Source organism: Pseudoalteromonas distincta (assembly GCF_005877035.1).
Classification (GTDB): domain Bacteria; phylum Pseudomonadota; class Gammaproteobacteria; order Enterobacterales; family Alteromonadaceae; genus Pseudoalteromonas; species Pseudoalteromonas distincta.
In genome coordinates this window covers 658,099-668,376 of sequence record NZ_CP040559.1, presented here as the reverse complement: position 1 = coordinate 668,376, position 10,278 = coordinate 658,099, and the positions used below count along the sequence as shown (strand labels likewise).

Below are 10,278 nucleotides of genomic sequence, written 5' to 3'. Positions count from 1 at the left end.
ATTAAAAAGCAGATTATTTTTGCGCCGATGTTTTTACAGGCACAACAATAGCGGTTTGCACTCCTTGCACCGTCTGGCGCCAAAGCCAACGCGTTTCACTTAAGCCGCTATTTAACATAACTGTTTATGTGTCCCTCCCTCGCGTACAAAAGCAGTGACTTGGAAGATGATTTTACAACAAACTTATCATCTTCTTTGTTTTTGTATAAGCAGTTTAAAAATTAATACTATTTTAATTTTTATACATGCTTTTAATTTTGTGAATACTTAAATGCTTGAACCTTCTGCGTTAAGTTTACTGCCACCGTTGGTGGTGGTTGTATTGGCTGTTGTATTACGCCGCCCTATTTTATCTTTACTTATTGGTGCTTTAGTTGGTTTAGTTATCGCCGATCCTGCACAAGTACTTACTAACTTTGCGAGTACATCGCTAAAAGTGATGACAGACGAAACCATCGGCTGGCTAATACTTGTATGTGGTGGCTTCGGCGCTTTAATCGCGCTATTAGTGCGCACAGGTGGCGCATCGGCTTTTGGCAAGTTAGCCCTTAAATACACTAAAGGTAAGCGTTCATCTTTGTTTATGACATTTTGTTTGGGTGTAGTTATTTTTATTGATGACTACTTAAATGCGCTTACCGTGGGTGAAACCATGAAACGCATTACCGATAAATTTAAAGTGAGCCGTGAGATGCTTGCCTATGTTGTAGACTCTACTGCTGCACCAATTTGTGTACTTGTCCCTTTATCTACCTGGGCGGTTTTTTTTGGTGGCTTACTCGTAGATAACGGTATTGCTGAAGAAGGCAAAGGGATTGCAGTTTATATCCAAGCCATACCGTATATGTTTTATGCGTGGTTTGCAGTGCTTGTTGTTTTACTTGTTGTGCTGGGTATTATTCCTGCGATTGGTCCAATGAAAAAAGCAGAGCAAATGGCACAAATTGAGCAAGCTCAAGTCGACCCTGCCCAATACAATGATGTTCAAACAGCGGATGAATATGCAGTAAAAGCCGTAGAAGAGAACTTTGAAGATGCTGATCCTAAAGGTAAATTACGTAACTTTTTGGTGCCGATTATTTTACTGGTTGCATTTACTGTTTACTTTGAAATAGACGTATACAAAGGCTTATTAGCAACAATGGCGGTCACTCTCCCGTTTTATGCTCTACAAAAATTAATGAGCGTAAGTGAAATGATTGAACGCATGCTTGATGGCTTTAAAAGTATGATCCCCGCGATTGGTACTGTTATAGCGGCGTTTATATTTAAAGATGTATGCGACTTAATTGGTTTGCCTCAGTTTGTTATTGGCAGCTTAAGCCCTTATATGACCGCTGCATATTTACCAGCCGTGGTATTTATTTCAATGGCTATTTTAGCGTTTGCAACAGGGTCGAGTTGGGGTATTTTTGCGGTATCAATTCCGATTGTTATGCCACTGGCAAATGCGGTTGATGCAAACATACCATTGGTCATTGGTGCGCTATTATCGGCTTCTTCTTTTGGTAGCCAAGCGTGTTTTTACTCAGATTCAACCGTACTCGCAGCGCAAGGTTCTGGTTGTAATTTAATGAGCCATGCCGTTACACAATTGCCTTACACGCTAATTGCTGCGACATTAGCTGTTATAGGCTTTTTGATAATGGCTTAAATATTATACCAATCCGCAATAATACTTAATCATTTTGCGGGGCTAAACGAGTCGCTACCTGCGTTAAAAAATTTTCATTTAGAACAACTAAATAGCGAATTTTTTGTCTAGCTATCAACACGTTTTTCCATCCTCAAAATAGATCACTTAATTAAGCGAATTGGTATTATTAGTAAATATAGTGAGATAAATAATAAACCCCAATGTAGCAATACATTGGGGTTTATTTTTAGCTACATAAATAAAGCTTATTTTTGTAGTTTAATACCATTGTAATAGGCATCAAGCGTTGTAATTTTAGTTTGATTAGGTAAATCGGCAAAGTCACTTTCTATAAACTTAGTCCCGCGTAATTGCACATTTAAACGTGCAGCATTAGGGTTAAGCATTGTTTGCTTATAGTAGTCTTTTATATCTGCAAGCGTTACTTTTTCAACTTCATCAATCAGCTTTTGCTTAGAATCAAAGGTAAAGTTTTCACGGTACCAATCGTTTATAAGTGGGCTCATTTCGTCACTTAAGTTTTTAGGCTGCTCTTTAAGTGATACAAGGGTAGAGTTTTTAAGCTGCTCAAAAGTCTCATCGCTCATGTTATCGAGTTCAACTGCGTATTCTTTTTTAAACTTATCAAAACGAGCTTGTATTTCTTTTGGTCCTTTAACCGGTGTTTGGATATACAAACCAATTGCTGAGTAATCTTCAATTGGGCGAGCTAACGCACCTACTGCGTATGCAAGTTGCTCCTCAGTACGCATTTTATCAAACGCAACTGTTCTAAAATGGCTTTGTAATACAGCTGCTTCTGCTTTTTGTTTGTAACCCGCAACAGGATGAACGGTCATATCAACCACCGCTACATCGGCTACATCAATATCTTTTTGCAATACCAACGTTTCGCCAGGTTGTGGCAACCACGCTTTGCTTCGCGCAAATTCACTGCGCTTATGATTACTTGGTAATGTTGCACTTAACTCTTGTGCTATCGCGTCAATATCTTGCTGATCGTAGTTACCGTAACTAAATACACGTAAATCGTTTTGTGCAAACGTAGCTGTTTTTAATTGTGCTAAGTCGGCAACACTCAGTGAGTCAGCGGCTTTAATAAGGGCATCTGTATCAAACCCACCAGTACGCGTTAGTTTTGAATACTCGCCAAATGCTTGTGCATACGGAAACTGCTTTTGTTGGTTTAGTAAATTACGTTTAAAACGATCTACAGCTTGGCTAAATGCTTGTGCTGTTTCATCGGCTTTTAATCCGGTTAAAGCTTGTTTAAGCAATACATCTTGCTTATCTGTAAAACCACTCATAGATAAAACAAGGCCATTACTCGGTGCTAAGCTTACGCTCATACCGGCGATTGCTGCTTCGGTACTTAACTGACTTTGTTGAATATTGTATAAATCAGCCCAAACAGAATAAAGTACTTCTGCCTTAATATCGTTCAAACCGGGTTGAGTATTTATATAAACTTCAACAAGCCCTTTTGGCTGCTCTGCAAATTTTTGACTTGCTTGGCGCCATACTTTTACACCATTTTTATCGTAAGCAAGTTCTGGGTGTTTTTGCTCTTTAAATGCTTGAGTTTTTATTGCAAAATTTTCAGGCAATAAATTGTTTACAGTCGGTAGTGCTAACTTAAATTCGCTTGGTTTTTTCCAGCTGGCGATTTCATCATCGCTAATGTCACTGATGCGGTATTTACCGTCGTAAAAGTGTAGTTGTGAGTCTGTCTCTTCTTGCTGCGATACATACCAAATACGAAGGGTGTCGGCATTTAACTGCTCAAGTACATTGTTTACAGCGTCAGCGTCAAACTTTGCATAATAATAAGGTGCATTAATAGCGTGATTTAACGGATAGTCTTGCATGCTTTGCGTAAGCGAGCTTACATAATTAAACTCATCACCTTTTTCTAAAAACTTAAACTGGTTATTAAGGGAAGTACGAATTTCGTTGAAGTACTTGCTATCAACGCCTTCTTTTTTAATTAAATCGATGTACTGCATAATAGTCGCAACTATTTCGTCACGATTTTTCATGCCTTCATCGGTAAGCTCTACATTTACATTTAACGAACCATAGTTGCCATATTGATTTGGTGCAGCTGAAGCTGAAAGCTGAGACACCCATCCTTTATCACGAAGAAGTTGCGCTGGGCTGCCCTGCATTTCATTACTTAGTAAATACGCTACAAATCGGTTTGGTTTAAGTGCAAATTCGCTATTATTATTAGCAATGGTGAAATCAAGTTGCAGCTGTTTTACATCTTCATTTGGTGCATAAAAAACGCGTTTTCCGCCAGCGTTATCAAAATCAAGTTTTGCAGTCACTGTTGGTTTTTCGATATTTTTATTTTTTATGTCAGCAAAGTATTTTTGCGCTTTTTGCTCCATTTCAGCAATAGGCAAATTAGAAATAAGCGCAACCTTCATAATATTTGAAGAGTAGTATTTATTATAAAAATCAACCGTTTCTTTATGAAGTGAACTGTTTTCTTTATCGCCAAGGGTTTCTAGGTTACCAATTAAAAAGCGATTAGCTGGGTGATCGCCCATCATTTTACGCGCGAGTTTAAATTGTCCAAAAAAGTCCATTTCGCGGCGCATTGACCACTCTGCATTCACTGCATTTTTTTCTTTATCTGTGTATTCTGGGTATAACTTAGGCGCTTTGAAAAAGTCAGCAAAACGGTCTAGCCCTTCATCAAACGCGTCGTTATTAATTTTAAACATGTAATTAGTAATATCGAGCCACGTGTAAGCATTGTGCGCGCCACCATTTTTGGTCATAAAATCAGAATACCCTTTTGTGTCTGGGTAGCGATCTGTGCCTAAAAACAGCATGTGCTCTAAATAATGCGCCATACCTTGTTGCGACATTGGGTCGTGCAGTAAACCAACACCAACGCTTAGTGCCGCTGCAGATTTTTCAGCACCTGGATCTGACACTAAAATTACTTCAATGTCGTTTGCCAGCTTAAGTGTTTTATATTCGCGGTTATCGTTAGGACTAACGACTAACGTATCTGATAGTAAAGAGGCCGGAGGCGCCACTGAAACCGAAGCCGTATTTGAACAACCACTTAAAACTGCAAGTGCGATTGCACTAAAACCAATAATCTTTTTCATTTTTGTTTTCCATTAAAAAGTATTGCGCAAAATAGCGTGCGCCAATTCAAAGCAATATAGTTAAGCTAAACTAACATTTTCAATTAATAACTTTCTACAAAATAACGCTATTTTGTGTAACACATTGTGAAAAATGTCTTCATAATTGGATATTAGTTGGGAGTCTGCCAACCTTGCGAGACTAAAAATCATTCAATATCAAAAAATACGCAAATTCTAAATAATAATAAGGAAAAACAATGGAAAAAATCATCATACTTGCCATGTTTGCACAAGTTACGCTTTCACTGGTTGTCATGCTCATTATGGGTAAAAGGCGCTTTGCCGCAGCTAAAAACAAACAACTAGATTTAAGCGATTTTAAAACAATGCAGTTAGATAAGGCTGGCGACACTATTAGGGTTGCAGATAGAAACTTTTCGAATCAGTTTGAAATACCTGTGCTTTTTTACGCGGGATGTTTACTTGCACTGCAACTAAATAGCGCCAGTACACTTGTGGCAATACTGGCCTGTTTATTTGTAGCAACACGTATTGTGCACAGTGTTATTCATTTAGGTGAAAATAACGTACGCGCACGTTTTAAAATATTTTTACTGGGTTGTATTTGTGTGTTTTCAATTTGGCTAGCAATGGTTTGGCGAGTACTATTTTAAACAGCAAAGTTTAATAATAGTAATGTGGACGGCTGGTTTAGGCCATCCACATTACCGTTAATTTTAATTATTTAGCACGTTTTAAACGAGGTACCGCAAGTAAAAAAGCACCTAAAAGCCAAATTAACCCGCCGCCAGAACTGCTGCTAGAACCTGTTGATGTGTCAGAATCAATTAACGTATTTTCAGTGACAGTAAGGCCTGCTGCTGAATTAGGATCATCATCCATTACCGCCACATTTTGAATAGTCACTAAGTTAGCACTACTAATTGTTACATCAGTACTTGCACATTGCTCAGCAGTAATATCAACCACGGGTGTTTCACCACAGTGTACTAACGCTGCAATTTTATCTAACGTTGATTGGCTTGCTGCAGTAATTTGTCCAAACACAGTAAAACCACCGTTTTGCGTATCAAGTGCTGCACTATTGTCTGTAATATTAAAAAACCACTGACTTGTTGCGCTATTAGCATCACCCGATAATTTAGCCATCGCAATGGTGCCCTTAACATTAGAAAAAACGGGCTCATTTTCTACAGCAGGCTTTGTAGTAATCGCATCTAGCGAATCAGAAAATGTAAATCCACCACCTTGAATAACAAAGTTACTAACAGAGCGGTGAATTACTGTTTCGTTGTATGAATCGTCTTGAACGTAACTTAAAAAATTTGCGACTGTTTTGGGGGTTTGTTGATCAAATAGGTTAATCTCTATGACACCTTGGCTCGTGTTCATTTCAACTATAGTAGCGGTGCTTGTAAAACTTGCTGCAGCAAGTGCTGAGCCAAGTAAAAGTTTTTTCATGTTTTATTCCTGTTGTTATATTTTTTAAATAATTAGTTAATGCGTTAACACATTAATGCCATCGGCGACTAAAATCGATTCTAAAGTGTGAGTTGATACAATTAAGACCGTGTTGATAACAAATTAATTACATATGCCATTATTTATATTCTTTTTTGCTATATAAATCTAACTATTTAAAATTAAATCATCTTAAAAGTGTGGTCACTTATTTGTTACCTTAAAAAAACACAAACAACAGGAATTAACAATGCCACACACTAAACAAACAATTTGCGACTTTGGTTTACACAAAGGTGAACCATACACAAAACTACCGGCGAGCTTTTTAACGTGGATGGTAGGTATAAACCATACTAAGCGGGAATATGCGGATGCAGAGTTAAAGCGTCGCGAAAGTGCCGCCACAAATCGATTAACTGTACCTTCTAAATAAAATGTCAATAAGTACGTTTTTTTAGCATAAAACTAGTTTAAACTACCCGCTTGATAAATTAAGTAGACCTTAATCCATAGGTATTTTATGCGTATAATTATTTTATTTTCGATTATTTTTAGTGTACTTGGATGTACATCTCCTGCTCCTGAATCAACCTCTAACAGTACTCCTACTGAATATTTAACTGTTCTTCATACTAATGATAATCACGGCCGTTTTTGGCAAAACGAAAAAGGCGAATACGGTATGGCCGCTCGCAAAACGTTAATTGACTCTTTACGTAATGACGCCCAAAAGCAAGGTCATGCCGTTTTACTTCTCTCTGGTGGTGACATTAATACCGGTATTCCTGAGTCAGATTTACAAAAAGCAGAACCTGACTTTAAAGGTATGTCGCTGATTGGTTATGATGCAATGGCATTAGGTAATCACGAATTCGATAACCCTATTGATGTTTTGAAGCAACAGCAAAAATGGGTGAACTTTCCTTTTCTATCAGCCAATATATTTGAAAAAGAATCAGGCGAACATGCGTTTGATAGCTATAAAATATTCAAAAAAAATGGCTTAACTATTGCTGTTATTGGATTAACAACAACAGACACAGCTAAAATTGGTAATCCTCAGTATATTGGGCACTTAGAGTTTAAAGACCCTGTTGACGTTACCGCAAAACTAGCTAAAGAAATAAAAGCTAAGTACAACCCTGACATTACCATTGCGCTGACTCATATGGGTCATTATGTTGATGCTAGCTTTGGCATTAATGCACCAGGTGATGTAACACTTGCTCGCTCACTTCCTGCAAACACACTTGATATGATCATTGGCGGTCACTCACAAGAACCTGTGTGTATGAGTGATACAAATGTAAATGACGATAACTTTAAACCTGGCCTTGCCTGTAAGCCAGACCAGCAAAACGGTACTTACATTATGCAAGCCCATGAATGGGGTAAGTATGTTGGTAAAGCTGAGTTTAAGCTTGAAAACGGAAAATTAACGTTACTAGACTATAAACTCATGCCTGTTAATTTGTATGTAGATAAAGTTCAAGCTGATGGCTCTACTAAAGCAGTATTAGCAAACGAGTACATTAAACCAGACCCTAAACTTGAATCTTATTTAGCGGTATACCAAGCTAAAGGCGCTAAACAAATTGAAGGTACCATTGGTGAAGTAGATGCTCGCTTAGAAGGTGACAGAAACAAAGTTCGTTACCAACAAACAAACCTTGCACGTGTAATTATTCAAGCTCAAATGGATGTAGTAAATGCAGACTTTGGATTAATAAGTGGCGGTGGTATTCGCAGCTCAATAGAGGCTGGTAAAGTAAGCTATAAAGATATTTTAAAAGTACATCCTTTTAAAAACCGCATTACTTACATGGATTGGCAAGGCAGTGATTTATGGGATTACTTAAATACAGTAACGAGCTTCCCGCCGGATGCTGGTGCTTATTTGCAATACCATAAAATATCGTTTGAGCGTAAAAATAATCAGTTGGTTAATGTTTTGATCAATGGCGAACCGCTTAATAAAAATAAAACATACAGAATGAGTCTAAATAGCTATAACGCATCAGGCGGTGATGGTTATCCTGCACTTACAAATAAAAAAGGCTTTGTAAGTACAGACGAAACAGATGCTAAAGCACTTCAAGACTTTATTTCAAAAAATAGCCCTCTTAAAGCGGCTGAATTTACCCCTAAATAACCTCTAAGAATAAGAGGAAAGTAATCTAGTTACTTTCCTCTTATTTCAATATTACCTTTTTTAATATTTGCCAGCCCATAACTATGCAAACGAGAACGAGAGCCTTCTCCATAGGCTTTAGGTGGGTAATATAACTCTTTTTCTTCAGGACACTCACTAAGTACTTCATCTAACGCCGCACGTATCTCACTCAAGGTTTTTTCTAGGCTATTATTAAAATTAGGTCTTTTTCTAACCGTATGACCAAGTTCGACCAACCTATAAAAATACTTGTTAGCGAGCTCTAGAAGCTCCTCTGGTACATCTTTATTATGACTAAGCGCTACATCATCGTTATTTGTACAATACTCTACAAGTGCTAAATAAAAGCATAATGGCTTATTGGCTAAACCCACTTTTTGCTCTGCATTACAACTACTTGATAGTGTTTTATCGTTAAGATCAACTATAAGCATCAGCGGCGTAGGCTCTGTAATTGACTGATGCTGTGCATTATTAAACTGCTTATTACTTTGTTTAATAAACGCAAACTTTACCCAAAAACTAATCAACACACTTAATACTAAAAATATAAAATAGTAAATAAAATGGCTTAATGTAAAGTGGGTTTGCTGAACGTTAAATACAACTAATACAGGTCCGTTATTAGTGCTCAAACTACGTGTTATTTGGTGTAAGTTTACAGGTGCTAGCATTTCGCCTTTTGGTGCAATAGCAACAACTTTAAGCCCACTCATATTAATGTAGCTATTTAAGGTTTTAATGTAGCGATTAACTGCATCTTTATTCCCCGAATGCTTTAGCAGTTCATTTGATAAATCAAGTAATGGTAAGTCGAGTGCAATTTGCCTTTCTATCTGCGTTATTTTTTGTTTAGTTACTTGCTGGCTTTTTTGAATTACAGAAATGTAAAACACAGAAGATAAAGTTAAAAATAAGCATAGTAAAACAAGTAGTTGTTTATATTTACTCATCACTAACTTCCTCTTTTAAGTTTACTGAGCTAGTACCGCAACTCCAAAACGATTGTGCATTTTGATAATAATGCAAACTTTGATCTTTAGACATATCAAGCAAATTTGCCTGTACTGCACATAATAAATCAGTATTGTTTTGCTGCATTTTTAAATACCATCTTGTTCCAGTAATATTATTACTCAAAGGCGTAATATAGTTTTTTGAAAAACGTTTTTCGTCACTCTCTTTCCAAAACGAAGCAATAATATCTACTTTTCCGTCGGCGAGTAAATCGCGTAATTCGTTATGAGAACTAGCATAAGTGATTTTCAAATTAGCTAAATTTATATCCAGTTCTTTAAACATTTGCTTTGGTAAAATATGCCCTGATCGGCTGGTAGGATAATCAAGCAAACCTATGCGTTTATCTAAAAAATATTGTTTAGTAATTCGAGGTTTTTCTTTAGAAGATATAAAAAAAGCCGTGTAGTTAGAAAAACCAACTACGGGTTGGTAGTTATAGGTCGACTCCGCTTTAAATGCAGCCATAATATTGCTTTTAGCCAAAATTAGGTCAGCAATTCCTTTACCAACAAACTCAAAGCTATCTGCCGTTCTATATCCCCAATACCCTTTTACCGAGCCATATTGCTTAGCTACTACGTTATCAGAGCATAACTTTTGTGTTAATAACTTGGCTATTTTTTTTGATTGTGTAAAAACAATTAATTGGCCTTTATTACTTGTAGCAGTTGTTTGACACTCTGTTGAAGTTTCGATCATAACCGGAAAATGTAAATCATCATTGTATACACTAACTTGACCGCAAACCCACGTAACGACCAACAATAGAAACAAAAATGTAACAATTAACATTTTGTGCAACACAATATTTTTATAATTCAAAGCAATGCCAC

8 protein-coding genes are annotated in these 10,278 nt (G+C 37.0%); 4 read left to right on the top strand and 4 right to left on the bottom strand.

Annotation, left to right across the window (positions count from 1 at the left end):
* Positions 1-271: 271 nt before the first annotated feature.
* Positions 272-1,654 (top strand): Na+/H+ antiporter NhaC family protein, encoded by a 1,383-nt coding sequence (locus FFU37_RS19705; protein ID WP_138490391.1) that lies wholly within the window; start codon positions 272-274, stop codon positions 1,652-1,654.
* A 248-nt stretch (positions 1,655-1,902) separates the two neighbouring features.
* Here the strand turns inward: FFU37_RS19705 and FFU37_RS19700 are convergent, their stop codons facing one another.
* Complete coding sequence (locus FFU37_RS19700) at positions 1,903-4,785, bottom strand: insulinase family protein (RefSeq protein WP_138490390.1); 2,883 nt, start codon at positions 4,783-4,785, stop codon at positions 1,903-1,905.
* A gap of 239 nt (positions 4,786-5,024) precedes the next feature.
* On the opposite strand from FFU37_RS19700, the gene FFU37_RS19695 reads away from it, so the two are divergent.
* Positions 5,025-5,441: an MAPEG family protein gene (locus FFU37_RS19695; RefSeq protein WP_138490389.1), complete on the top strand. Its 417-nt coding sequence runs from the start codon at positions 5,025-5,027 to the stop codon at positions 5,439-5,441.
* A gap of 67 nt (positions 5,442-5,508) precedes the next feature.
* Here FFU37_RS19695 and FFU37_RS19690 read toward each other — a convergent pair whose 3' ends face one another.
* A complete protein-coding gene (locus FFU37_RS19690) occupies positions 5,509-6,249 on the bottom strand; it encodes a peptidylprolyl isomerase (RefSeq protein ID WP_138490388.1) in 741 nt (246 codons plus the stop codon).
* A gap of 250 nt (positions 6,250-6,499) precedes the next feature.
* Between FFU37_RS19690 and FFU37_RS19685 the strand changes: the two genes are divergently transcribed.
* Together FFU37_RS19685 and ushA are read left to right on the top strand one after the other, a co-directional pair.
* Complete coding sequence (locus FFU37_RS19685; RefSeq protein WP_024594581.1) at positions 6,500-6,685, top strand: hypothetical protein; 186 nt, start codon at positions 6,500-6,502, stop codon at positions 6,683-6,685.
* 87 nt (positions 6,686-6,772) lie between these two features.
* Positions 6,773-8,404 (top strand): bifunctional UDP-sugar hydrolase/5'-nucleotidase UshA, encoded by a 1,632-nt coding sequence (gene ushA, locus FFU37_RS19680; protein WP_024594580.1) that lies wholly within the window; start codon positions 6,773-6,775, stop codon positions 8,402-8,404.
* 29 nt (positions 8,405-8,433) lie between these two features.
* On the opposite strand, the gene FFU37_RS19675 is transcribed toward ushA, so the two are convergent.
* Together FFU37_RS19675 and FFU37_RS19670 are read right to left on the bottom strand one after the other, a co-directional pair.
* Positions 8,434-9,378 (bottom strand): hypothetical protein, encoded by a 945-nt coding sequence (locus FFU37_RS19675; protein WP_138490387.1) that lies wholly within the window; start codon positions 9,376-9,378, stop codon positions 8,434-8,436.
* The gene (locus FFU37_RS19670) at positions 9,371-10,237 is read right to left on the bottom strand and encodes a type 2 periplasmic-binding domain-containing protein (protein WP_138490458.1); all 867 of its coding nucleotides are present in this window, start codon (positions 10,235-10,237) and stop codon (positions 9,371-9,373) included. Before FFU37_RS19670 ends, FFU37_RS19675 begins: the two co-directional genes overlap by 8 nt.
* Positions 10,238-10,278: the final 41 nt, after the last annotated feature.

Bases quoted from the DNA above. Each gene is read 5' to 3' on its own strand.
- FFU37_RS19705 (WP_138490391.1), top strand. From the start codon at position 272: ATGCTTGAACCTTCTGCGTTAAGTTTACTGCCACCGTTGGTGGTGGTT.
- FFU37_RS19700 (WP_138490390.1), bottom strand. From the start codon at position 4,785: ATGAAAAAGATTATTGGTTTTAGTGCAATCGCACTTGCAGTTTTAAGT.
- FFU37_RS19695 (WP_138490389.1), top strand. From the start codon at position 5,025: ATGGAAAAAATCATCATACTTGCCATGTTTGCACAAGTTACGCTTTCA.
- FFU37_RS19690 (WP_138490388.1), bottom strand. From the start codon at position 6,249: ATGAAAAAACTTTTACTTGGCTCAGCACTTGCTGCAGCAAGTTTTACA.
- FFU37_RS19685 (WP_024594581.1), top strand. From the start codon at position 6,500: ATGCCACACACTAAACAAACAATTTGCGACTTTGGTTTACACAAAGGT.
- ushA (WP_024594580.1), top strand. From the start codon at position 6,773: ATGCGTATAATTATTTTATTTTCGATTATTTTTAGTGTACTTGGATGT.
- FFU37_RS19675 (WP_138490387.1), bottom strand. From the start codon at position 9,378: ATGAGTAAATATAAACAACTACTTGTTTTACTATGCTTATTTTTAACT.
- FFU37_RS19670 (WP_138490458.1), bottom strand. From the start codon at position 10,237: ATGTTAATTGTTACATTTTTGTTTCTATTGTTGGTCGTTACGTGGGTT.